Source organism: Luteibacter sp. RCC_6_2 (assembly GCF_041360655.1).
GTDB lineage: Bacteria > Pseudomonadota > Gammaproteobacteria > Xanthomonadales > Rhodanobacteraceae > Luteibacter.
In genome coordinates this window covers 129,577-153,455 of sequence record NZ_JBFUPQ010000003.1, presented here as the reverse complement: position 1 = coordinate 153,455, position 23,879 = coordinate 129,577, and the positions used below count along the sequence as shown (strand labels likewise).

The window sequence follows — 23,879 nt, the reverse complement described above, 5'->3', positions numbered from 1 at the left end:
TTGTGGGAGCCGCTTCAGCGGCGATGGGTGCTTGAGTCGAACTGGCCCGCTGCCGCGGGATCGCCGCTGAAGCGGCTCCCACAAGAGCAGGCTCTACAAGAGCAGGCTCTACAAGAGCAGGCTCCAGAAGAGCAGGCTTCACCAGTGCATGTCCCACGGCAGCGGCTCCCACAACAGCAGGCCTGGACAACCTGGAGTGCAAGGCCAATAGGGTCTCGCGGTCGAGGCAGGTGCCGGTGGGATTGTTCGGGCGGATCACGATGACGACGTCGAATTCCCCGGCACGCGCGAGCAGCTCCGGAAGCGGCAGTGCAACGACATCATGGCCCGCTCGCCGCCACGCGTGCGCGTGCTCGGCATAACCGGGTGCGATCACGCCCACCCGCGAGCGTGCGCGCAAACGCGGCAGCGCGGCGATGGCGGCTTGCGATCCCGCGACCGGCAACAAGTCTCGGGTGCCGTAATAGGCGCGCGCGGCGTCCAGGAGACCATCATCGTCCTCGGGGAGGCGCTGCCATGCGTCGGCCGGGACGACAGGCACCGGCCACCCACGAGGACACACCCCCGTCGACAGATCGAGCCATTCTTCACGCGGAATACCGAACTCGCGTGAGGCACGCCCAAGACGTCCGCCGTGTTCAAGCATGCGCCGCCACTCCCGCCAACAGCACGACAGCCAGCCAGGCGACGACCGCGCGATCGACCAGACGCAACGCGCGAACTATCGAGGACGCGTCGGGTGACTCGCCGTCGCCGAGCACGGGCCGGTCTTCCCAACGGCCGTGATAACGAGCCGGACCACCCAGGCGCACGCGTAACGCACCCGCGCCGGAAGCCATCACCGGCCCCGCGTTGGGGCTGTCCCATGACGGGGCTTGCGTTCGCCAGCAACGGAGGGCCGTCGCGGCATCGCCCACGGCGGCGTAGCTGAGCGCGGTAAGCCGGGCCGGCACGTAACCGAGCACGTCGTCGGCCCGCGCCGCGGCCCAGCCGAAACGTTCATAACGAACGGTCCGATAGCCCCACATCGCGTCCAGCGTATTGGCCAGGCGGAACAGCAAGGCGCCGGGCGCACCGAAGACGATGAACCAGAACAGCGCACCGAACACCGCATCGTGGCCATTCTCCAACACCGATTCCGTGCCGGCCGCGGCGACATGCGTGGCATCCAATGCGTCCGTGTCGCGGCTCACCATGCGGCCCACGGCGGCACGCGCCCGTGGCAGGTCGCCATCGCGCAAGGCGGCAGCCACCGGCCGCGCGTGTTCGCCGAGGCTGTGTCGTCCCAGGGCGAAGTACAGCGCGAGCACGTCCAGGGCAAAGACCACGACCGGCGGCGACATCGCACGCCATCCACAAAGCAATGCCACGGGACAAAGCACGACGATCGCCCACGCGACGATGCCCGGCGTGCGCCGGTCCGCATATAGCCGGCGCTCCACGGCGTTGGCCAGCGAGCCGAAGCCGACCAGCGGATGGAAACGGCGCGGCTCGCCGAAGATGGCGTCCAGCGCCAAGGCCAGCAACATCGCCAGCACGATCGTCATCGCAGGAAGAGCCGGCACGCCGCGTCGGGATTCGACGGAAAGTAGAAGTGCACGAAGCTCGCCGTCATGCGCCCGCGGCGATAGACCTTCTCCGCCGTGGGGCCGCCATGAGGGTTGCTCGCCACGGCCAGCGGCGTCGCCTCCATCGTCGCCTGCGCATAGTGGAACGAGTGGCCGCGCAGGCTTCCCTCCGGCAGTTCGACGGCTTGCATGCCCAGCGCCGCCAGCCGTGGCTGGATCGCCGCGTGGCCGGACAACAAACCCACCATCGCACCTTCATGACCATCGCGATCGGCGAGGCGGTCCAGGGCGTAGAGCAGTCCACCGCACTCGGCGAGCAGCGGACGGCCTTCCTCGACGTGCGCGTGCAGATCGCGACGCAGGTCATCGCGTGCGGCGAGCGCGTCGATATGCAGTTCGGGATAACCGCCGGGCAACCAGGCCGCATCGCAATCGGGCAGCGGATCGCCGGCCACGGGCGAGAAGAACGACAGATCCGCGCCCGCGTCGCGCAGCACGTCGAGGTTGGCGGGATAGAGAAAGGCGAATGCCGCATCGCGTGCGATGGCTATGCGTACGCCGTCCAAGCGTACCGAAGGGACGGTCGCCGGCGGCGCATCGAAGACGACCGGGGGCGGCAACTCCACCGGCCCTTGCACCAGCAACGCATCCGCCAGCGCATCCAGTCGCGCATCGAGGTCGGCCAGTTCCGCCGCCGCGACCAGACCCAGGTGCCGCTCCGGCAAGGCCATGGCCGCATCGCGCGGCAAGGCGCCGTACCACGCCATGCCCGAGGGCAGGCTGTCGCGCAACAGTCCCGCGTGATACGCGCCACCCACGCGATTGGCGAGCACGCCTTGCACATGCAAGCCGGGGCGATAGCTCGCCAGTCCATGGGCCAGCGCGCCGAAAGTCTGCGCCATGGCGCTACCGTCGATCACCGCCATCACCGGCAGCCCAAAAACCATGGCCAGGTCCGCGCTCGATGGCGCACCGTCGAACAGGCCCATCACGCCCTCGACGAGAATCAGGTCCGCGTCGCCCGCGGCGGCATGAAGCCGTGCGCGAACGTCGTCGTCCCCACCCATCCAGGGATCGAGCTGGTACACCGGCGCCCCACTCGCACGCTCCAGGATCATCGGATCGAGGAAATCCGGCCCCGTCTTGAACACGCGCACGCGGCGTCCCTGCCGCGCATGGGCACGGGCGAGCGCGGCGGTGACACTGGTCTTGCCCTGCCCCGACGCAGGCGCGGAAACCAGTAGCGCGGGACAGGTACGGCTCACAGCTCGACGCCCTTCTGCGCGCGGATGCCCGCCTGGTAGGCATGCTTGACCACGCGCATCTCCGTGACGGTGTCGGCGGCGGCGACCAGTTCATCGGGTGCACCGCGGCCGGTGACGACGACATGCTGCCGTTCGGGCCGCAGGCGCAGCGCGTCCAGCACGCGGTCGAGTGGAATGTAGCGCTTCACCAGGGCGATGTTGAGCTCGTCGAGCAACACGAAGTCGTAGGCGGGGTCGCGAAGCATGCTCTCCGCCACCTCCCATGCAGCCATCGCCGCGGCCACGTCGCGCGCCTTGTCCTGGGTCTCCCAGGTGTAGCCCTCGCCCATGACGTGGTAATCCAGCGGTCCGTCCTCGAACATGCGGAAAAACGCCTCCTCGCCGGTGGAGAAACTGCCCTTGATGAACTGCACGACGCCACAGCGGAACCCATGGCCGAGCGATCGCGCCAGCATACCGAAGCCCGACGAACTCTTGCCCTTGCCGTTGCCGGTGTTCACCACCAGTACGCCGCGGTCGATCGTCGCCTTGGCGATACGCCGGTCTATCAGCTCCTTCTTGCGGCGCATCCGGTCCCGATGGCGAGCATCCTCGTCCATGTCCTGCCAGGGCACCGTGTCGTTCATGCGCTGGCCGTCTTGCCGTCGCCCGCGCGAGGCGCGAAGCGGAACACCAGGGCCTGGACCAGCTGGGCGGCGAGCACGTATCCGGCGGCGGCACGAACGAACAACGGCGCCCATTGGGCGAAACGCTGCACGTACTGGTCCATGTTCGGTTCGGTATAACGGCCACCCAGCCAGTAGAACGCGCCGTTGGAGATCGCATAGGAGAGCGTGGCGCCAACCACGATGCCCGCGAAGACGAGGGCGTGCGAGGCAAGCGATCCGTCGAAGCGTGGCGCCAGGAGACGCCCCGCATACCACAGCACCGCATACGCCAGCGGCAGGAACGAGTAAGCCACGGTGATGCAGAAGTCGCTCACCCCCGCATAGCTCACCGAGTACCAGTCGATCAGCACCGAAAGGGCGACGAAGCCGAGAAAGGCGAGGTGCTTGCGCAGGTAGAGACCACCCAGGAAGAACAACCCCATCGAGGCGTCGGGCAGGTGCAACGCGTCCCCGAAATGGGAGAAACGCGTGCCGATCATGAGCAAGGCGAACAAGGCGGCGACGGCGGTGAACAGGGGACGCGAAAGCGGTTTCATCGGATAGTCCTCGATGTGTGTGCGGTCATGAACGGGGCTGGTAGCGCAAGGTGAGCATCCAGTTGCGGCCCGGCTGGTTGAAGTAGCGGGCCGTCTCGTAGTGGCGGTCTAAGATGTTGTTGGCCGACAGTTCGACCTTCCAGGCCGCGTCGAAGGCATAGGCCATGCGCAGGTTGGTCAGCGCGTAGCCGCCGAGCCGATGGGCATTGGCGGTATCGTCGTAGCGGTAACCGGAAGCGAACACGCTCGCACCGGCGCTGAACGCGCCGAAGCTGCGATCGACATCGACATGCGCGGTGCGGCGCGCGCGACGCGGCAACAGGTTGCCGTGCGACGCATCGTCGCTATCGTCGTCCGGCTGCAACCACGTCGCGTTGCCGGCGAGGCGCCAGTCACCAAGGGTGGTGTCCGCCGCCAGTTCGACGCCGCGAATGCGCGAACGATCGATGTTGTTCGCCCCGCCAAAGGGAAACAACGGTCCGCTCAGGCCGGAGTCGAACACGATCAGGTGGTCGATCTTGTTCTGGAAGGCGTTGATCGACCAGTTGCCCCAGCCGGGCGTGCCGCGTACACCGAGTTCCCAGTTCCGCGAGGTCTCGGGGCCGAGGTCGGGGTTGCCGTAGTCGGGATAGTAGAGGTCGTTGAACGTCGGCGCCTTGAACGCGGTGCCATAGCTGCCCGTGACGCGCAGGGTCTTCGTCAGCGCGTAGCCGTACTGCAAGCTGCCGGTGGTCTTTCCTCCGAACTGGCTGTTCTCGTCGCGGCGCAGGCCGGCCTGTACCGAACTGGCTCCGAACTCCTGCTGCCACTGCGCGAACAACGCGTGATTGCGCCGCGCATCCACCAGATAGTCGGTATTGCCGACGACGCGATCGCGTTGCCAGTCGAAACCGAGCGTGGTGAGGCCGGCGGCGCCACCCACGCGGCCAAGGTCGGCCTGCACGGACGCGACGTCGCGATGCGTGTTGAACGTATCGGCGTAGACGCCGTTCTCGTAATCGGTGGAAAGGTCTTCACTGCGACCCAGGTTGGCCGTGAGCAGCACGTCCTGCGATGGCTTGTAGCGCAGGCGGCCGCCGACGACCTGGGTGGCCGATTCGGCGACGTTGCTGCTGGTGCCGTCGTAGTGGTTGCGTCCTTCCGTGCGCGTGGCGCTGGCGTCCGCATCCCATTGCTCGTCGAATCGCCAGCCACCCTTCAATGACAGTGCGTTGTCGCGGTAGCCGTCCTTGTCCGGTTCATAGGTGAAGCAGCCACCACCGCCCGGGCTGGGCTTGCCGCGGCAGGCGTTGATGCCGTCGGTCTGGTCGTGGCTCGCCTCCACCGCGTACCAACCCTGGGCACCCCTGCCGGCGAAGCCCGCCGAGCCACGCAGCGTGTCGTAACTGCCGACGCCCACGGAGAAGTGGGGAACGAAGCCGCCTTCGGGATGGCGGGTGAATATCTGGATGACGCCACCCAGGGCGTCGGAGCCATACAGGCTCGAATACGGGCCGCGCACGATCTCGATGCGCTCGATCTGGTCGACCGGGATATCCTGCAAGGCCGCGGTGCCCGAGGTGGCCGAGCCGATCTTCACGCCGTCCACCAAGACGAGCACGTGGTCGGCCTCGGTGCCGCGCAGGAACACCGAGGTGGCCTTGCCAGGCCCGCCGTTGTTGGCGATCGAGACGCCCGGCGTGCCGCGCAGCAGGTCGGCCAGCGATCGCGGCTGCAAGCGCTCGATCTCGGCCCGGTCGATCACCGTGGAGGCGGCGAGCACCTGGTTGAGGGTCTGGTCGGTGCGGCTGGCGGTGACGACGACCTGGTCGAGATCGGTGGACGCATCGGCGAAAGACACGGCCGGCGCGAGGAAGGCCAGCGCGATGGCGACCGCGAGGCTGGAGGAACGAAATGACACGGGGTGACTCCCTGCTCACCGCGCCTACCCGCGCGGCATGAATGGCGAGGGACGGGAATCGGGATGGCGGGGATCGCCGGCGGCGGAAGGCTGTCGGCCACCCACGACATGGCCCTCCGCCTGTCCGGTGTACCTCGAGGCCGGTCTCCGGGCTCGCGAGCGCAGGGAATCCTGCGGGGACGGCGCCTTCCCATGCCTTGGCACAGTGGCTCGATGCCGACCTTTTGCTCGCCTACCGTTGCGGGGGCAGCTCCGGAATGGCGGCGGCCCTTGGCAGGCCACGCACGTCACCGGATTCCCGTTTCAATCCGCGGCGCTGAAGCCGTGGATCACCTTGGGCGGCGACAGTGTATCCGAACGCGCGGCACGCTTGTCGCGCCAGCGCAGGAAGGGCCGCTCGACCGCGTAGTGGAGGACGGCGCCGCCGGCCAGGGTCGCGGTCGCATAGATGGCGAAACGCAGGAACCGATGGTCGGCCAACTGGCCGCCCAGGGCGGACTGCACGAGGTGGAAGACGCCCTTGTGGCTGAGGTAGAGACTGTAGGAGGCACGGGCCAGCCAGCCCGCACCCGGGATGTCCAGCCGCGCCAGCCACGTCTCCCCGCTGGCCGCGGCGACGAAGGCGGCCATCGCCAGCGCGATCAGTGGGTAACCGGCGACGCAGGGCCAGAACCCGGTGCGTGCACCGTCGAACAACACCAGCGCGGACGCGAGCAGGAGCACGCCGCCGAGGAGCACCCTGTTCGGCCGTGCACGCAACCCCGCCATGACCTGCGGCCAGTACACGCCGCACACCGCGAGCGCGACACCGGCCAGCAGTCCATCCAGGCGCGCCCATGTCGGGTAGTACAGGTAGCGCAGGTAGACGGTACCTGCGTTGTCATCCGCCGCTTGCGCCGGCGCGAACCAGTGCATCCACGACCATCCGCGAACGAGCATGCCGCCGACGACCACGACGGCGCATATGACGGCGAATTTCCACGCGGCCGGCTTGCGCGTCAGGGCGAAGGCGAGGATGGGAAACACGAGGTAGAAGTGCTCTTCCACGCAAAGCGACCACACGTGGGAGAAGGCGTAGTTCCCGCCGTTATCGAACAGCAGGTTGAAGGTGAAGGTGGGGAACTGCCACAGCGGTTGCATCCCCGGCGTTTCCCGCCACGCCGGCCACAGTACGTACAGTGCGAGCACGACGAGGAACGCCGGCAGGATGCGCACGGCACGTCGCCCGTAAAAGGCGGCGAAGTCGAGCCGGCCCGTGACGGCCAGGGATTTCAGCACCTGGGAACCGATGAGATAACCGCTGAGCACGAAGAACAGGTCGACGCCCATCCAACCTGACTGTTCGAGTTTCGAGAAGCCTTCGCCGAGGCCGCCGACGAGGTAGCCATGGAAAAGCATCACCCAGGCGATGGCGATGGCGCGGAGCGAATCGAGGCCTGGCGTTCGATGCATGGATTTCCCCCTGTTGGCCTGGGCATGGTGAAGCCGCCAGCGGCGGGACCGGGGGCCTCTTCATGGCATTCCCGGGGCAAATGCGGGTGGCCCCTGCCGTGGAGACCGACGGGCCGCGTCCCACCGCGCTATGATCGCCACGCGCACGGGCACCGGGGGAGGTGGTCCGGCGTCTCATCAAGGGGCAAACATGTCTGACGTTATCGATTTCCTGGAACGCATGGGTGGCGACGCCACGTTACGCGCCGCCGGCACGGCTGAACTGGCCCGTGAGCTGGACGAGGCCGCCGTCGATGGCGCGTTGGCCGCCGCGATTCTCGCCGGTGACGAGAAAGCGCTGCGCGACCGCGTCGCGCCGGGCACCTTCAACAGCATCCAGCTCGGCGACACGCCGCAGAACGAGGACGACTCCGAAGCGCCTGCGAAGGACGCACCCGAAACACCCGACGTCCCCGATCCCTCCGACGCCTGAGCGCGAGGCCACGGTGGCATGATCGGTCGCATCGGACGCCGGCTGGGACTGGCGATCGCATTCACGCTGGCGTCTTATGCCGGCGCGGCCCTCGCTCAGCTCACGCCGGGCGAGGACGCGACGGCGACGCTCGCCCATGCCGACGCGACCAAGACCTCCGACCATCCCGCCTTCATGGATACGGTGGCGCGGCTCGGCCGCGACGTTCCGCGGCTGACCGCGGCACAACGGGCCCACCTGCATTATCTGGAGGCCTGGCAGGTCGCCTATGCCGGCGATTACGAAGCCGCGGTGCCGTTGCTGGAGGCGGTGATCGGCGGTTCATCCGATGCCACCCTGCGCTTCCGCGCCACCGCCACGCTGATCAACATCCTGGGCATCGGGCATCGTTACCAGGAAGCCTTCTCCCGCCTGACCGAACTCACCGACAGCCTGCCCGAGATAAGCGATCCGCAGGCCCGCATCCAGGGCCTGGGCGAGGCGGCGCAGATGCTCACGTCCGCCGGCCAGTACGACATCGCCGCCGAATACGCCGAGCGGATGATCGAAAGCACGCCCACCGGCGACAGCGTCTGCAAGGGCACCTTCATCAAGCTCCACGCGCTCTATCGCGGCAAGCGCATCGAGGGCGCCGACCCGCGCTTCACCCAGGGCATCGCGGCATGCGAGGCCGCCGGCGAGAACCTCATCGCCAACGCGCTTCGCGCGGACGTGGCCGAAGGGACCATCCGTGCCGGACACGCCGCCGAAGCCGTCGCCATGCTGGAAAAACACTATCCGGCGGTCGTGCGCGACCAGTATCCAAGCCTCATTTCACAATTCGAATCACTGCTCGCCGAGGGCCATTGGCAGGGCGGCAACGTGGAGGCGGCGGAAAAATATGCCCATGCGGCGGTGGACAGCTCGATCGCGGGGGAATATTCCGAGCCCCTGGCGGTGGCGCTGCGAACGCTCTACCTGGGCGCCAAGCGGCGTGGCGATTTCCACGCCTCGACCGATTGGCTCGAACGCTACATGCAGGCGGACAAAGGCTATCTCGACGACGTGACGGCACGTGCGCTCGCCTACCAGGTGGTCAAGCAACAGGTGAGCTCCAGCCGCATGGAAGCCGACGCGCTCGACCGCCAGAACCAGATCCTGCACCTGCAACGCGAAGTCGACCGGCGCTCCATGGAGACGAGCCGGCTCTACATCCTGTTGCTGCTCACCGTGCTGGCGGCGATCGGCTTGTGGCTGGTCCGCACCAAGCGTTCGCAGTTGCGCTTCATGCGCATGGCGCGCCGTGACAGTCTCACCGGCATCTGCAACCGCCAGCATTTCGTCGAGGAAGCCACGCAGACGTTGCAGAACGTTCGCAAGAGCGGCAAGCCCTCCTGCCTGATCCTGTTCGACCTGGACCATTTCAAGCTGGTCAACGATACCTACGGGCACGCCGAAGGCGATTGGGTGCTCCTGCGCGTCGTCGCCGAATGCCGCGACCACATCCTCGAGGGAGACGTGTTCGGACGGCTGGGCGGCGAGGAATTCGGCATCCTCCTGCCGAACGCCGACGAGACCGCCGGTGCGAAGCGTGCGGACATGATCCGCATGGCGCTCGCCGCGCCGCCCGCCGGCGGCCCCTCCACGGCCCATGTGACCGCCAGCTTCGGCGTGGCGTGTACCTCGCGCCACGGTGAACAACTCGACCGGCTACTGGCGAAGGCGGACGAGGCGCTCTACCGGGCCAAGGCCGCCGGGCGCAACCGCGTCGAGATCGCCTTGCCTGATGAACCCGAATCCGCGTCTCCCGAAGCCTTGCCGTCCGCATCGTCGGCCTGGGCGACCCGGCACTAGGCGACGCGGTGCAGCGCCGCGAGCAAGGTCTCGATATAAGTTCGGCTCGCCCTGAGTGCCGTACCATCGCGCAGGCGCAATACCGCGTCGCGATTCGGTCGCGGACGCAGTTCCTCCACCTGGTCGATGCGAACGATCGCCGACCGGTGCACGCGCACGAATCGGGTGGGGTCGAGCTGGCGCGAAAGCGCGTGTAGTGGTTCGCGCAGCAGATGGCGCTGTCCCTGGACGTGCAAGACGGCGTAGTCGCCGTCGGCCTCGATCCATTCGACGTCGTTCGCGTCGATGAAGCTCAGTTTCGACCCCGTCCGGATGGCGAAGCGCTGTGTCGTCGCGGCCACCGTCTGGCCACGCAGCTGCCGCCGCACCCGGTCGATCGCTTCGCCGAAACGTTCGTCGTCGATGGGCTTCAGCAGGTAATCCACCGCCTGGAGTTCGAAGGCGCGTACGGCGAAGTGCTCGTGCGCCGTGAGAAGAATGGCAAGCGGACGTTCGGCCACCGGAATCGCCGCCAGGGCGGCGAGTCCATCGCGTCCCGGCATCTGGACATCCACGATCGCCACGTCCACCGAATGACGGCGCAGCGCGGCGAGTTCATGCCCATCCGCGAATTCGCCGACCACCGCGACATCGGGCTCGCCACGCAGACGCGCCAGGACGCCAGCGCGGGCCAGCGGCTCGTCGTCCACCACCGCCACGCGGATCATGCGGCGACCCGCGCGGCATTCGCGACCCGCCATGGCAGTTCGATCGCGACGTGCCATGTCGCTTCGACGAGCCCGGCCTCGAAACGGTATGCGCCGGGATACAGCGCGTCCAGCCGTGCGCGTACGTTTGCCAGCCCGACGCCCGTCGCCTGGCTGTCCGTAGGGAACGGTATATCGTTGTCGACGGTCACGCGTAGGCGGTCGTCATCCCGGACGATGTGGATGGCCAGCGTACCCACGGTTCCCCGCGGCGCGATGCCATGCCGGATCGCGTTCTCGACCAACGGCTGGAGAAGCAGGTACGGCAGGATCGCGTCGAGGACATCCGGCCCCGCCCGCATGTCCACGCGCAGGCGATCGCCCAACCTGGCTTTTTCGATATCCAGGTAAGTGGAGGTGAAAGCGATTTCCTCGGCCACGCTGACTTCGTGCCCACGGGTTTCCTCCAGCGTGGCGCGGAGGAAGTCGCCGAGGCGGGCGATCATCCGGCTGGCTTCCCGCTTTCGATCGTCGGCGACGAGGGCGGAGATCGCGTTGAGGGTATTGAAGAGGAAGTGCGGCTGCAGCTGGTAGCGCAAGGCGCGCAGTTCGGCATCACGCGCCGCGAGCCCCGCGAGCCTCACGCGCTCACCCTCGGCTTGCAGGGCCGCACGGTGCAGCACGATCGCCTGTAACCCGCAGAACGCGATGAGGGCAAGCCAGCAACCGTCCAGCCCGCCGAACACCCAGGTCCAGCCCAGGCGTGCCCGCGCGTCCTCGTTGGCGATGAAACGCAAGGCGATCAAGGCGTTCGACACCGACATCGCATAGGTAGCCGGGAGGAGCACGGCGGCCATCGTCCACCCACCGGCGCCGCGCCGCCACAGCCAGCGCTGCAGCCAACCCACCGGCACGATCCAGAACAGGTAGGCGACGGCGTAAAAGAGCCGGAACGCCAGCACGTGCGCATCGCCGACCGACGGCAAGCCCATGACCAGCATGCAGCCCAGTACGGGCAGGCCCGCGACCCAGGCCATGCCCGGCGACACCGTCACGCTGCGATCTTCACGCATGGGCTTGCCCGTGGCTTCCGTGCCCGCAGTATCGGTCAGAAGTTGGAGGAGTACAGCATGGAGGCGATTTTCCAGCCGTCGTCGGTGCGGATCAGCTGCCAGGTTTCCGCGCCCTTGTTACCCACTTTGCCATCGGCCACGAATTCGAAATCGAAGTAGACCGAGGCCACGCTGCCGTCGGTCTCGATGCGAACGTCGTGGAAGCGCTCCTCGATACTGGCCTTGGTGCCGCCGACGTAGTCGGCGAATTCCTGCCAGGTACCTGTCTTGTAGCGGGCGGCTTCCGGGTGCTTCGCCTTGACCTTGCGGTAGCTTTCGTCACCGAGCACGGTCCACCATGCCTTGCTGTCGGCGAGGAAGAGGCTTGCCAGTGCGGCGCGATCGTGGGTTTTCAGTGACGCCTGGAAACGCGTCACCACCTGTTCGATCTCGGCCTTGGGCGCATCGGCGGCGGCGCAGGGAACGGCGGCCATGAGGGCCAGCAGGACGAGAAGATGGTGGATGCGCATGGCGTGACCTCGATGGTGGGTGCATCGAGCAAACCAGCGTAACCGCCCCGCCGCCAGTAGGCGTGCGGCGGGACGGTGGATCAACGCTGTGAAACGGTGGTTACAGGCAACCGACCAACCCGTCGTAGACGGAGTAACGCGACATCGGCAACTTCGCGTGCAGCGCGTCGTCGCCGTTCATCACCTCGTAGAACTTGTCCACCGGGGTGTCCTTGGCGAGCAGGAGCTTGCATTTGAAGAGCTTGGCCGCGGTCTGCACGGCACCGGATTTCGGATTCACCGCGGCGGTGCTGCCCGAGAACAGCCAGAGGCACTGCTTCATGGTGCCCTTGGTGCTGTCGACCGAACAGCGAAGCTGCATCGGGCGGAGATTGCCGTATTCGCCTTCGCAGAAGGTGTCGCCGCAGATCTTGTCGAAGCCGGCGTTGAGCCGGACTTCCGCCTCGAAGAAGCGGTCCATGCCCTGTTCCGATGCCGGCCAGTCGATGGCGTCGACATAGCGGGCGGGCGTGGGCGCGACCTGGGCGAAGGCGGCGGCGGGCAGGACGAAGAGGACGGCGGCGAGCGTGTGTCGAAGCATCATGGTGACTCCTTGGTTGAGGAGCCACCATGAGACCTTCATCGCGACGACGCGTATGTCCCTCTCCGCCCACGCGCGCGTGTAGCCACCCGGCCAACCGTGGGGTAGGAAGGATCTATAGCCAGCGACCGTAGCGCCGGATGTAGATCGTCTTCACCACCTGCGTGAGCACGCAGTAGCACACCAACGTCAGCGCCAGCCAGGCGAAATAGATACCCGGCAAGGGATGCATGCCGATGCGCGCGCCGAGGCCCGAGTACGGAATCAACATGCCGACGACCATGATCGCGCCGGTCAACGCCAGCACCGGCGCGGACGCCATGCTGCGCAGGAACGGAATGCGCCGCGTGCGGATCATGTGCACGATCAGGGTCTGCGAGAGCAGGCCCTCGATGAACCAGCCCGACTGGAACAGCGACTGGTGGGCGACGTCGTTGGCGCCGAACCAGTGCCACATCAGCCAGAACGTGGTGATGTCGAACACCGAGCTGACCGGCCCGATCCAGACCATGAAACGGCCGATGTCGCCGGCGTCCCACTTGCGCGGCTGGCGCAGGTAGTCCTCGTCCATGCGGTCGAAAGGAATCGACAGCTGGGACAGGTCGTAGAGCAGGTTCTGCACGAGGATCTGCAACGGCAGCATGGGCAGGAAGGGCAGGAAGGCGCTCGCCACCAGCACGCTGAACACGTTGCCGAAGTTCGAGCTGGCCGTCATCTTGATGTACTTCATGATGTTGCCGAAGGTGACCCGTCCCTCGATCACGCCCTCCTCCAGCACCATGAGGTTCTTTTCCAGCAGGATGATATCCGCCGACTCCTTCGCGATATCCGTCGCGGTATCGACCGAGATACCCACGTCGGCATCGCGCAGGGCGGGCGCATCGTTGATGCCGTCGCCGAGGAAGCCGACGGTATGGCCCTTGCGCTGGAGCGACCGGACCACGCGGGCCTTCTGCACCGGCGACATCTTCGCGAAGACGGTGGTCTTCTCCACCATCGCGTCGAGCGCCTCGTCGTCCAGTTGCTCGATGTCGCGGCCCTGCGCCGACGCTTCCACGTCGAGGCCCACCTCGGTACAGATCTTCCGCGTCACCGCCTCGTTGTCGCCGGTGATCACTTTCACCGCCACGCCATGGTGGTTGAGCGCGCGGATGGCGGTGGCGGCCGAGTCCTTGGGCGGATCGAGGAAGGCCAGGCAGCCGACGGCCGTGAGGCCCTGCTCGTCGGCCACGCCATAGGCGCGCTCGCCCGTCGGATCGCGGCGGACGGCCACGACCAGCACGCGCAGGCCGTCCTCGTTGAGGCGACGGGTCATCGCGCGGATCTCGGTGCGCTTCTCGGCCGTCATCGGTTCGGTCACGTCGCCGATGCGCGCCTCGCTGCAGATCGCCAGCATCTCCTCGACCGCGCCCTTGCAGACCAGCAGCTGCTCGCCCTTCCCATCCGCCACGACCACCGACATGCGGCGGCGCTGGAAGTCGAAGGGAATCTCGTCCACCACGTGGAAACGATGGGCCACCGGCTCGAGATCGCGGTGGGCCAGGACCGCCTTGTCCATCAGGTTGCGCAGGCCCGTCTGGAAACGGCTGTTGAGGTAGCCGTATTCCAGCGCTTCATCCGAATCGTCGCCATTGAGGTCGACGTGGCGCTCGAGCACGATCTTGTCCAGCGTCAGGGTGCCGGTCTTGTCCGTGCACAACACGTCCATCGCGCCGAAGTTCTGGATCGCATTGAGGCGCTTCACCACCACCTTGCGCTTCGACATGGCGAGGGCGCCCTTGCCGAGGTTGGCGGTGACGATCAGCGGCAGCATTTCCGGCGTCAGGCCCACCGCCACCGAAAGCCCGAACATGAAGGCTTCCAGCCAGTCGTGCTTGTCGAAGCCGTTGATGAGGAAAACCACGGGCACCATTACCGCCATGAAGCGGATCAGCAGCCAGCTCACCGAAGAGATGCCCCGGTCGAAGCTGGTCTGCACGCGCTCGCCCGAAAGGGTGTGCGCCAACGATCCCAGGTAGGTGCGCCCGCCCGTCGCCAACACCACGGCGGTGGCGGTGCCGGACACCACGTTGGTGCCCATGTAGCAGATCGTCGGCAGGTCGAGCGGCCCGGACGAGGTATCGCCTGCCGTGGTGCCGTTGGGCGCGGCTTTCTCGACCGGGATCGACTCGCCGGTGAGGATGGCCTGGCTGATGAAGAGGTCCTTCGTCGCCAGCAGGCGCAGGTCGGCGGGCACCATGTCGCCGGCACCGAGGTGGACGATGTCGCCGACGACGAGTTCCTCGACCGGTACTTCGATGCGCTCGGCGTGGCCGTCGTCCGCGCGGCGGGTGACGGTGGCCGTGTTGCGCACCATCGCCTTCAGCTTCTCCGCCGCGCGCGAGGAACGGAATTCCTGGGTGAACGACAGCAGCACGCTGATCGCCACCATCACCGCGATGATGACGGGACCGGTGACGTCGTCGGGCTCGGTGAACAGCTGCACCCCCGCGAGCACGAGCAGCACGATGATGAAGGGATTGCGGAAGGCACGCAGCAACTGGATCGACCAGTGCGGCGGTTTCTCGTGGCCCACTTCGTTGATACCGTCGCGGTCGAGGCGCTCGGCGATGGCGGCCTCGTCGAGGCCATCCGGCCGTGCGTCCAGCGCACGCAGCAATTCATCCGCGGGACGATAGGCGTCCGCGGTGGCCTGGGTGTAGATCTTGGCGGCGACGGCCGCCTGCGAGGTGTGGATCTTCATGGCTCGCTACCTCTCCGGACGCGCGGTCCGGTCAGGCGCGAGCGGCCGTCGGCGGTTAGCCGAAGGCGAGCGCGCCGGCGCGGGGCCGACGTTCGGTGTCGCTATGGATATCGACGGCGGACGGCGTAAGCCGCGCCGTAGTGTCTATGTCGCTGTTCATGGCCTCGGAAGTTTGCCTTCCGCGGGTTTCAACGAGCTTTCAGCGGTGTCGAGCGAGCGCGGCACGGTGATCGTGCGCTTGGCCGGCACCGGGCCGGTGGCGCGACGGCGGGCGAGTGCGAAAGCGAGACGGCGGCCGAACATGCGCGGCGCGGTCTTGTCGAGCTGGAGGTTCATGGCTCAATCCTCGAATAACGGAAGCTCACGGCTTCCGACGAGGTGAGCCGGACTTTCCCTAGCGGAGGAAAGCGCCGGCCGACCGGGTGCGGTCGCCGCGGGCGATGAGTTTTGCCAGCGCCGGGACCCGATGCGTGCGGGAGCCGGCGCGTCGACTAGGGTAGACGTCCATATGCCTGGATAAGCTAAGAGGGTTGCCGCCGCACGAGACCCCGTGCGGTAGCCGGGGGATTGTCGCGCCGCAGCGAAGCGCGGTCAAGCGAAACTCGTCATCCGGGATGATTCAGGCCGGCAGCGGCAAGCCGTGCTTGATACCGGCCTCGTACTCGGCCGCCTCGGCCAGCAGCCACTCGCGAAAACGCGCCACGCCGGTATGCGCTTCCGAGCGCTTCGGATAGACGAGGTAATACGCCTCGGCGACCCGCATGCGCTCCTTGCACAGCACCGTCAACGCGCCGCATTCGATCAGCGAGCGCGCCATGACCAGGCGGCCCAACGCCACGCCCATGCCTTCGAGCACCGCGCGCTGCAAGTGTTCGGTGTTGTCGAAGCGCGCGACGTAGCGCGACGGCAGCGGCATGCCGAAGGTCTCCGCCCAGTCGTTCCAGCGGCCGGACGGATCGCCGAGCAGAGGCCATCCCGCGAGCGAGGTATCCGGCAAGCCGCCCATGCGGCGTACCAGGGACGGGCTGGCGATGGGGACGATGTACTCGTCGAACAGGCGGTCCGCCTTCGTGCGCGGCCACGCGCCGAGACCGTAGCGGAAAGCCAGGTCCACGGTGGGTTCACGGTCGAAATCGACCACCGACACGGACGAATGCAGACTGAGTTCCAGTTCCGGATGCTTGCCCACGAGACGCGGCAGGCGAGGCACCAGCCAGCTCGACGCCACCGAGGGCATGATGCTCAGCGTCACCGCGTCCTGATGGCGTCCTTCGTAACGGCTCAACGCGTGCTCGATGCCCTCGAAATGATGGCCGATGGCTTCGAGCAGGTTGGCACCGTCGGCGGTCAGGGTGACGCCGCGCGGCCCACGATCGAACAGGGAGCGTCCCAGGCGTTCCTCGAGGTTGCGTATCTGGTGGCTCAACGCGCTGACGGTGAGGTTCAGCTGTTCCGCCGCACGTGACAGCTTGCCCGTGCGGGCGACCAGGACGAACCCCTGAAGCAGACCGAGCGGGAGGCGGGACATGTGAAAATTCCTCAAGGCCGGGTTGCAAACATATCGCTTTTTGGCCCGCGTTAGAACGGGCACCCTTTACCTCACCGAAAGCCGCAAGTCGTTGCGAACGGTGTAATGGGAGGGTGTCATGGCATCGATCTTCACCGGCCTTGCCTTCATGCACGGCCACATCGTCAATCGCGAACTCGTGCTCCGGCTCGGCCGTGACGAAACCGTCATCGATCGCGGCGCAGGCGCTCCGCAGGCCTCCGCGGCTCCCCGCAAGGAGAGCGTGCAGCCGGGATTAAGACTCCCGGGAAAGCCTGCTTGCGCCACCTGCTGAAACACGCGGCCTGAACCTGCCTTGCGTCATCATGGGGGTTTCCGCCCTCATCGGAGATGACGCATGAAGTTACGCAACCTCGGGCGTTCGCCCCTGCGGGTCGGCCCGCTCGCCTTCGGCGGCAACGTCTTTGGCTGGAGTGTCGACGAAGCACGCTCGTTCGACCTCCTCGATGCCTTCGTGGACCACGGCTTCAACCTCATCGACACGGCCGATGTCTACGAGGCCTGGGTGCCGGGTAACGAAGGCGGCGAATCCGAGACGATCATCGGCAAGTGGCTGAAGAAGAGCGGCAAGCGCGACAAGGTGATCGTCGCCACCAAGGTGGGCAAATGGGCGCGTTATCCCGGACTGGCGCCGACCAATATCAAGGAGGCGGTGGAGGATTCCCTGCGCCGCCTGCAAATCGACCACATCGACCTCTACCAGTCGCACGAGGACGATCCGAAGGTGCCTCTCGAAGAGACCTTGCGCGCGTTCGACGACCTGGTGAATGCGGGCAAGGTGCGTGTGATCGGCGCTTCGAACTATGACGCCACGCGGCTGGACGATGCCTTGAGCACGAGTGCATCGAAGGGCCTGGCGCGTTACGAGTCGATGCAGCCGGAATACAACCTCATGGACCGCAAGGGCTTCGAGGAAGCGCTGCAACCGCTATGCGTGAAAGAAGAGATCGGCGTGATCAGCTATTACTCGCTGGCCAGTGGCTTCCTCAGCGGCAAATACCGCAGCGAGGCCGACCTGTCCAAGAGCAGCGCCCGGAGCGGCAAGGTGAAGGCGTACCTCAACGACCGCGGTTATCGCGTCCTGGCGGCGCTGGACGAGGTGTCACAGACCCGCGACGCGAAGCCGGCCCAGGTGGCGCTGGCATGGGTGATGGCGCAACCCTCGATCGCCGCCGCCATCGCGAGCGCCACCTCGCTGGAACAACTGGACGAGATCGCGAAGGCGGCGACACTCGAGTTGACGCCGCCGGACCTGGCGACCCTCAAGGCCGCCAGCGCCTATTGATCAATGGCATAGAGACTGGTGGCAACCAGGCTCGCCCAGTCCTACCCGTCAGCGCGAAGCCACCAACACATCCAGCGCCGCGTTGAACGTGGCGCTCGGACGCATCGCGGCACTCACCAGCTTCATGTCCGGGTGGTAATAGCCGCCGATCTCCACGGGCTTGCCCTGCGCACCGTTGAGTTCCGCGACGATCTTCGCCTCGTTCTCGGCCAGGGTCTTGGCCACCGTGGTGAACTTGGCCTTCAGGTCCGCGTCGTCGTCCTGTGCGGCCAGCGCCTCGGCCCAATACAGCGCCAGGTAGAAATGGCTGCCGCGGTTGTCGATCTCGCCAACCTTGCGGGCGGGTGACTTGTCGCTGTCGAGGAAGCGGCCGTTGGCCTGGTCCAGCGTCTTCGCCAGCACGCGGGCGTGCTTGTTGTCGTAGCGCTCGGCGAGGTGTTCCAGCGAGGCGGCCAGGGCCAGGAATTCACCCAGCGAATCCCAGCGCAGGTAGCCTTCCTCGACGAACTGCTGCACGTGCTTCGGTGCCGAACCACCCGCGCCGGTCTCGAAGAGGCCACCGCCGGCCATCAGCGGCACGACGGAGAGCATCTTCGCGGAGGTACCCAGTTCCATGATGGGGAACAGGTCGGTCAGGTAATCGCGCAGCACGTTGCCGGTGACGGAGATGGTGTCTTCACCCTTGCGGATGCGCTCGAGAGAAAACGTCGTCGCCTCCACCGGCGAAAGCACGCGGATGTCGAGGCCACTGGTGTCGTGGTCCTTGAGGTAGCGCTGCACCTTGGCGATGACCTGGGCATCGTGGGCGCGGTCGGCGTCCAGCCAGAACACCGCCGGTGTGGCGGAGAGGCGCGCGCGCTGCACCGCGAGCTTCACCCAATCCTGGATCGGTGCATCCTTGGTCTGGCACATGCGCCAGATGTCGCCCGCCTCGACGGCATGTTCGAACACGACGGCGCCATCGTCCGCGACGACGCGAACCGTACCGTCGGCGGGGATCTGGAAGGTCTTGTCGTGCGAACCGTATTCCTCGGCCTTCTGCGCCATCAGGCCGACGTTCGGCACGCTGCCCATCGTGGCCGGATCGAACGCGCCGTGCGCGACGCAATCCTCGATCACGGCCTGGTAGACGCCCGCGTAGGAACGATCGGGAATGACCGCCTTGGTGTCCTGCAACTTGCCTTCCGCATTCCACATGCAGCCGGAGTCGCGGATCATCGCCGGCATCGAGGCGTCGACGATCACGTCGCTGGGCACGTGCAGGTTGGTGATGCCCTTGTCGGAATTGACCATCGCCAAGGCGGGACGCTGCGCATACTCCGCCTTCAGGTCGGCCTCGATCTGCGCGCGCGTGCCCGCGTCCAGCTTGTCCAGCCGTGCATAGAGGTCGCCGATACCGTTGTTGGCGTCGAAGCCCACCTGCTTGAGCGCGTCGGCGTGCTTCGCCAGCACGTCCTTGTAGAACTCGCGCACCACGATGCCGAACATGATCGGGTCGGAGACCTTCATCATCGTGGCCTTCAGGTGCAGCGAGAACAGCACGCCCTTGGCCTTCGCGTCCGCGATCTGCGCGTCGATGAAGGTCGCCAGCGCCTTGCGGCTCATCACGGCGGCATCGACGATCTCGCCGGCCTTCACCGCGAGCTTGTCCTTCAGGACCTTCGTCGCGCCGTCCTTGCCGATGAATTCGATGCGCAAGCTACCCGCCTTGTCCAGCGTGGCCGACTTCTCGCTGCCGTAGAAATCGCCGCCATCCATGTGCGCGACGTGCGATTTCGACTCCGGCGACCACTTGCCCATGCGATGCGGATGCTTGCGTGCGTAGTTCTTGACCGAAAGCGGCGCACGGCGATCGGAATTGCCTTCGCGCAACACGGGATTCACGGCGCTGCCCATGGCCTTGCCGTAACGCGCGTTGGTTTCCTTCTCCTCGTCTGTCGAGGGGGCATCCACGTAGTCGGGCAAGTTGTAGCCCTGCGACTGCAGTTCGCGAATGGCGGCCTTCATCTGCGGCACGGAGGCGCTGATGTTCGGCAGCTTGATGATGTTGGCTTCCGGCGTGGTGGCCAGCTGGCCCAACTCGGCGAGGTGGTCGCCGATCTTCTGCGCGTCCGTGAGGCGCTCCGGGAACTGCGCCAGGATGCGGCCGGCGAGCGAGATGTCACGCGTTTCCACCGCCACGCCCGCGGTGCCGGCGAAGGCTTCGACGATCGGCAGGAAGGAGGCGGTGGCGAGGAACGGTGCTTCGTCGGTGAGCGTATAGATGATCTTGGGCGAGCTGGACATGATTCGGCGAGCCTTATGCTTGAGTGGGCCAGGTCATGGGGCGCACCGGCGCAGGCCACGAGGGCGCGCCGGCGAGCGGGAAACCTGTCCATTGTGGCCCGATTCGGCGGGAGGGGGAAAGCGATCGGGGGGCATGGCTGTTGTGCCGGGTGGGAAAGGTGCTTGCCGTAACCTGGCCCGCTGCCGCGGGATCGCCGCTGAAGCGGCTTCCCACCCAGGTCCGTCAGGCCATCAACCATCAACGGTGTTTGGTGGGAGCCGACCCTGTCGGCGATTCAGGTGCCGGCGGCGCGCAAGGCGCGGCGCTCCCTCTTCCGCTCCTTGCGCCGCGCCTTGCGCGCCTTCCAGCGCTCCGACAGGCAGGCGAAGATCACGTACAGCGCCGGCGTGGAGAGCAAGGTCAGGCTCTGCGAGATCACCAGGCCGCCGATCATGGCGATACCCAGCGGACGGCGCAGTTCGGCGCCCTCGCCCAGGCCGATCGCCAGCGGCGTGGCGGCCAGGATCGCCACCATCGTCGTCATCATGATCGGGCGGAAGCGGACCAGGCAGGCCTCGCGGATGGCGCCCTTGTAATCGAGCCCGTGCTCGCGCTGCGCCACGAGGGCGAAGTCAATCATCATGATCGCGTTCTTCTTCACGATGCCGATCAGCAGCACCAGGGCGATCATCGCGATTACCGACAGTTCGGTATCGGTGATGACCAGCGCGGCAAGCGCGCCCACGCCCGCGGCCGGCAGGGTCGAGAGGATGGTCACCGGGTGGATGAGGCTCTCGTAGAGCATGCCCATCAGGAGGTAGACCGTGATGATCGCGGCCAGGATCAACAACGGCATGTCGCTCTGCGACTGCTGGAACCGGCGGAAATCGCTGCCGGCGTCGAGGCGTATGTCACCGGGCATGCGCATGCCGTCGATGGTCTTCTGGATGATCTCCATCGCCTCGCCCATGCTGACGTTGGGCGCGAGGTTGAAGCTGACTCCCATGCTCGTGTACTGGTCCTCGTGCACGATCTGGGTGGGCGCGAGCCCCGGCACCTGTTTGGTCACCGCCGTCATCGGGATCATCGCGCCGGAACTGGAACGCACGTAGATCTGGTTCAACGACTCGGGCGTGGCCGCCATCTGCGGCAGCGCGTTGACGATCACGCGGTACTGGTTGATATCCGAGTAGATCGTCGAGACCGCGCGCTGGCCGAAGGCGTTGTAGAGCGCGCCGTCGATGTCGCCGATGGACACCCCCAGGCGCGCGGCCGTGTCGCGGTCGATCACCATGTTCTGGCGCAGGCCCGCGGCATCGATGTCGCTGCCGACATCCTTCAGCATCGGGTTCTTCTTCAGCGCGTCGACCAGCCTGGGCAGCCAGGTCTGCAACTCGACGATGTCGTTGCCCTTCAGCGACACCGAATACTGGCCGCCCTGCGTGTTGCCACCGCCACCGCCGGTGGGCAGGTCCTGGATCGGGCGCAGGCGCAGGTTGAGATCGGGATACTTGTTGGCCTTGGCCGACAGCCGGTCGAGCACGACGAAGGTGCTCTCCTTGCGCCCTTCCGCCATGGTCTTCAGCTCGATGTTGAAGAAGCCGCTGGACCCCGTGCGGCTGGTGCCGAGGCGCGAACCCACCGCCTTCACGGCGGGATCGTCCAGCAGCATCTGGGTGAGACGGGCCTGGCGCACCTTCATTTCGCCGAACGACACCGTGGAACTGGACGTGGCGCGGGCACCGATCAGGCCGGTGTCCTGCGGCGGGAAGAAGCCTCCCTTGACCATGCCGAAGAGCAGGAAGGTTACCCCGACGAGCACCAAGGGCGTGATCGCCATGAACAAGGCGTGGCGCAGGGTCCAGTCCAGTGCCACTCGGTACATCCCGAGCAGGCGCTCGTGCATCCGCTCCAGTGCCTGGCCCAGCTTCGATTCCGGCTTGTCGTCCTTGTGCGCCGTGAGGAAGTGGGCGCACAAGGACGGGGTCAGGGTCAGCGACACGATCGCCGACACCACGATCGCCGCCACCAGCGTTATCGTGAATTCCTTGAAGAACATGCCGATGATGCCCGGGGCGAGCAGCAACGGAATGAACACCGCCACCAGCGAGCCGGTGATCGAGACGATGGTGAAGCCGATCTCGCGCGCGCCGAGCAAGGCCGCCTCGAAGCGTGGAATCCCCTCGTCCATGTGCCGGATGACGTTCTCGATCACCACGATGGCATCGTCGACGACGAAACCGATCGCGATCACCAGGGCCAGCAAGGTGAGGTTGTTCAAGGTATAGCCGAACGCATACATCACCACGAACGCGCCGGCCAGCGAGAGCGGCACGGCGAGGCCCGCGATCACCGTCGGCGCCAATCGCCGCAGGAACAAAGCCATCGTCATGATGACCATGGCGAGGCTGATCAGCAGCGTGGCCTGCACCTCGTGCAGCGAGGCGCGGATGGTCGGCGTGCCATCGAAGAACGAATGCAGCTGCACGCCGGCCGGCAGCCATGCCTGCATCGTCGGCATCTGTGCCTTGATCCGGTCCACCGTCTCGATGACGTTCGCATCGGCCTTCCTGTAGACGTACATCAGGATGCCGGGCTTGCCGTTGAACCAGGCCGCCTGGTAGGCATCCTGCTGCCCGTCGTAGACCTTGGCGATGTCGGACAGGCGGATCGGCACGCCGTTGTTCACGCCGATGATCAGGTTGGCGAACTCTTCGGCCGTGTGCAGTGAGTCGGTCGCCGTCACCGCCATGGTGGTGACGCCGTCGCTGAGGAAGCCCTGCGGCGAGGTCACGTTGGCGGCGGTGAGGGCGTTGCGCAGCTGGTCCGGCGACAGCCCCATCGCATTCAGCGCGCGCAGGTTCACGTCCACGCGGATGGCGGGCGTGGCGCTGCCGGCGATATCGACGGTGGCGATGCCTTCCTGCTGGCGCAGGCGCTGGGCGAGGATCGAATCCGCCACGTTGTAGAGCGCGGTCGGCGCCACCGTGTCGGAGGTGAGCGCCAGCACGATGATGGGATCGTCGTTCGGGTTGGCCTTGGTATACGACGGCGCGTTCAACAAGCCCGGCGGCAGGTCGGGCTGGGCGGCGTTGATGGCGGATTGCACGTCGCGCGCGGCGGCGTCGATATTGGTGCCGTTCTGGAAGAACAACAACACGAAGGCGCTGCCTTCGGAACTGTTCGAGCGCATGGATTCCACGCCCGGCACCTGGCCCAGGTGGCGTTCCAGCGGCGCGGCCACGGTGGAGGCCATCGTGCTCGCGTCGGCGCCGGATTGCTGCGCCTGGACGAAGATCGCCGGGAACTGGATGTTCGGCAGCGCGGCCACGCCGAGCAACGCATAGCAGATGATGCCGACCGCGAAGATACCGATCGCCAGCAGCGAAGTGCCGATGGGACGGCGGATGAAGGGGCCGGAAATGTTCATGGGGCGAAGCGGCTCATGGGGAGCGGGATGGCGGTGGGCATTCCCT

The 23,879-nt window shown here is 66.5% G+C and carries 18 protein-coding genes, 2 pseudogenes and 1 riboswitch; of the genes and pseudogenes, 4 read left to right on the top strand and 16 right to left on the bottom strand.

Going from position 1 to position 23,879, the window contains the following annotated elements:
• Positions 1-184: 184 nt before the first annotated feature.
• The 7 genes and pseudogenes from AB6730_RS04040 to AB6730_RS04010 all read right to left on the bottom strand — a co-directional run.
• Positions 185-646 (bottom strand): annotated as a pseudogene (locus AB6730_RS04040) (aminotransferase class I/II-fold pyridoxal phosphate-dependent enzyme); the annotation flags it as partial.
• Complete coding sequence (gene cbiB, locus AB6730_RS04035) at positions 639-1,547, bottom strand: adenosylcobinamide-phosphate synthase CbiB (protein WP_371022375.1); 909 nt, start codon at positions 1,545-1,547, stop codon at positions 639-641. The gene cbiB and the pseudogene AB6730_RS04040, both read right to left, overlap by 8 nt.
• The gene (locus tag AB6730_RS04030) at positions 1,544-2,833 is read right to left on the bottom strand and encodes a cobyrinate a,c-diamide synthase (RefSeq protein WP_371022374.1); all 1,290 of its coding nucleotides are present in this window, start codon (positions 2,831-2,833) and stop codon (positions 1,544-1,546) included. Before AB6730_RS04030 ends, cbiB begins: the two co-directional genes overlap by 4 nt.
• Positions 2,830-3,432 carry a cob(I)yrinic acid a,c-diamide adenosyltransferase gene (cobO, locus tag AB6730_RS04025; RefSeq protein ID WP_371022552.1) on the bottom strand — a complete coding sequence of 201 codons (603 nt, stop codon included), beginning with the start codon at positions 3,430-3,432 and terminating at the stop codon, positions 2,830-2,832. The genes AB6730_RS04030 and cobO overlap by 4 nt, the downstream gene beginning before the upstream one ends.
• A 23-nt stretch (positions 3,433-3,455) precedes the next feature.
• Complete coding sequence (locus AB6730_RS04020; RefSeq protein ID WP_371022373.1) at positions 3,456-4,037, bottom strand: hypothetical protein; 582 nt, start codon at positions 4,035-4,037, stop codon at positions 3,456-3,458.
• A gap of 25 nt (positions 4,038-4,062) precedes the next feature.
• Positions 4,063-5,937, bottom strand: coding sequence for a TonB-dependent vitamin B12 receptor (btuB, locus tag AB6730_RS04015; RefSeq protein WP_371022372.1), 1,875 nt, complete (start codon positions 5,935-5,937; stop codon positions 4,063-4,065).
• A gap of 120 nt (positions 5,938-6,057) precedes the next feature.
• Positions 6,058-6,289, bottom strand: a riboswitch (cobalamin riboswitch).
• Positions 6,290-6,306: 17 nt separating this feature from the next.
• Positions 6,307-7,389: pseudogene (locus tag AB6730_RS04010) on the bottom strand (acyltransferase family protein); the annotation flags it as partial.
• Between the two features lie 190 nt (positions 7,390-7,579).
• Here AB6730_RS04010 and AB6730_RS04005 point away from each other — a divergent pair.
• Both AB6730_RS04005 and AB6730_RS04000 read left to right on the top strand, forming a co-directional pair.
• Positions 7,580-7,861, top strand: a complete 282-nt coding sequence (locus tag AB6730_RS04005) for a hypothetical protein (RefSeq protein WP_371022371.1) — start codon at positions 7,580-7,582, stop codon at positions 7,859-7,861.
• Between the two features lie 18 nt (positions 7,862-7,879).
• Positions 7,880-9,694 (top strand): diguanylate cyclase, encoded by a 1,815-nt coding sequence (locus AB6730_RS04000; RefSeq protein ID WP_371022370.1) that lies wholly within the window; start codon positions 7,880-7,882, stop codon positions 9,692-9,694.
• Here AB6730_RS04000 and AB6730_RS03995 read toward each other — a convergent pair.
• From AB6730_RS03995 to AB6730_RS03965, 7 genes are all read right to left on the bottom strand, one after another.
• On the bottom strand, positions 9,691-10,434 hold the full coding sequence (locus AB6730_RS03995; RefSeq protein WP_371022369.1) for a LytR/AlgR family response regulator transcription factor: 744 nt from the start codon (positions 10,432-10,434) through the stop codon (positions 9,691-9,693). The genes AB6730_RS04000 and AB6730_RS03995 overlap by 4 nt on opposite strands.
• A complete protein-coding gene (locus tag AB6730_RS03990) occupies positions 10,398-11,453 on the bottom strand; it encodes a sensor histidine kinase (RefSeq protein ID WP_371022368.1) in 1,056 nt (351 codons plus the stop codon). The genes AB6730_RS03995 and AB6730_RS03990 overlap by 37 nt, the downstream gene beginning before the upstream one ends.
• A 35-nt stretch (positions 11,454-11,488) precedes the next feature.
• Entirely contained in the window at positions 11,489-11,962 is a 474-nt protein-coding gene (locus AB6730_RS03985; RefSeq protein WP_371022367.1) for a nuclear transport factor 2 family protein, read from the bottom strand.
• Between the two features lie 100 nt (positions 11,963-12,062).
• On the bottom strand, positions 12,063-12,545 hold the full coding sequence (locus AB6730_RS03980) for a hypothetical protein (RefSeq protein WP_371022366.1): 483 nt from the start codon (positions 12,543-12,545) through the stop codon (positions 12,063-12,065).
• A gap of 112 nt (positions 12,546-12,657) precedes the next feature.
• A complete protein-coding gene (gene mgtA, locus AB6730_RS03975; protein ID WP_371022365.1) occupies positions 12,658-15,285 on the bottom strand; it encodes a magnesium-translocating P-type ATPase in 2,628 nt (875 codons plus the stop codon).
• 156 nt (positions 15,286-15,441) lie between these two features.
• Complete coding sequence (locus tag AB6730_RS03970; RefSeq protein WP_371022364.1) at positions 15,442-15,621, bottom strand: hypothetical protein; 180 nt, start codon at positions 15,619-15,621, stop codon at positions 15,442-15,444.
• A 283-nt stretch (positions 15,622-15,904) separates the two neighbouring features.
• On the bottom strand, positions 15,905-16,813 hold the full coding sequence (locus AB6730_RS03965) for a LysR substrate-binding domain-containing protein (RefSeq protein WP_371022363.1): 909 nt from the start codon (positions 16,811-16,813) through the stop codon (positions 15,905-15,907).
• Between the two features lie 118 nt (positions 16,814-16,931).
• Here AB6730_RS03965 and AB6730_RS03960 point away from each other — a divergent pair, with 118 nt between their 5' ends.
• Together AB6730_RS03960 and AB6730_RS03955 are read left to right on the top strand one after the other, a co-directional pair.
• Positions 16,932-17,126 (top strand): hypothetical protein, encoded by a 195-nt coding sequence (locus tag AB6730_RS03960; RefSeq protein ID WP_371022362.1) that lies wholly within the window; start codon positions 16,932-16,934, stop codon positions 17,124-17,126.
• Positions 17,127-17,189: 63 nt separating this feature from the next.
• Positions 17,190-18,137 carry an aldo/keto reductase gene (locus AB6730_RS03955; protein ID WP_371022361.1) on the top strand — a complete coding sequence of 316 codons (948 nt, stop codon included), beginning with the start codon at positions 17,190-17,192 and terminating at the stop codon, positions 18,135-18,137.
• A gap of 48 nt (positions 18,138-18,185) precedes the next feature.
• On the opposite strand, the gene AB6730_RS03950 is transcribed toward AB6730_RS03955, so the two are convergent.
• Together AB6730_RS03950 and AB6730_RS03945 are read right to left on the bottom strand one after the other, a co-directional pair.
• A complete protein-coding gene (locus AB6730_RS03950; protein ID WP_371022360.1) occupies positions 18,186-20,423 on the bottom strand; it encodes an NADP-dependent isocitrate dehydrogenase in 2,238 nt (745 codons plus the stop codon).
• A gap of 275 nt (positions 20,424-20,698) precedes the next feature.
• Complete coding sequence (locus tag AB6730_RS03945; RefSeq protein ID WP_371022359.1) at positions 20,699-23,833, bottom strand: efflux RND transporter permease subunit; 3,135 nt, start codon at positions 23,831-23,833, stop codon at positions 20,699-20,701.
• Between the last annotated feature and the right edge of the window lie 46 nt (positions 23,834-23,879).